Genomic DNA, 354 nt, shown 5'->3' with positions numbered 1-354 from the left:
TTGGGGGGGTGGGGGGGTGTTTGTTGTTGGGTGGATTTTTTATTTGTACTTATTTTTTTGTTTTTTTTTTTTTTTTTTATTTGGTTTTTTTTGTTTTTTTTTTTTTTTTTTTGTGTTTGTTTGTTTTTGTTTTTGTTTTTTTTTTTTTTTTTTTTTTTTTTTTTTTTTTTTTTGGTGTTTTTTTTTTTTGTGTGGGTGGGGGTTGTGGGGGTTTTTTGGGGGTGGTGTGGGTGTGTGGGGTTGTTGTGTGGTGGTGGTGTGTGTTGGGGGGGGGTGGGTTGGGGTTGTTGGGGTGGGGGGGGGGTTTTGCTGGTGTGGGGGGGGGGTGGTGGGGGGGGTGTTCGTCCGCCCCCC

1 protein-coding gene is annotated in these 354 nt (G+C 42.4%); it reads right to left on the bottom strand.

Annotation, left to right across the window (positions count from 1 at the left end):
* On the bottom strand, window positions 1-354 hold a 354-nt coding region (locus tag PUR56_RS43160; protein WP_329947406.1), incomplete at both ends, for a hypothetical protein.

Source organism: Streptomyces sp. BE303 (assembly GCF_036290945.1).
In the GTDB taxonomy this organism is placed as follows: domain Bacteria; phylum Actinomycetota; class Actinomycetes; order Streptomycetales; family Streptomycetaceae; genus Kitasatospora.
Note: the sequence above shows the minus strand (reverse complement) of the source record. Positions and strands in the feature narration are given on the sequence as shown.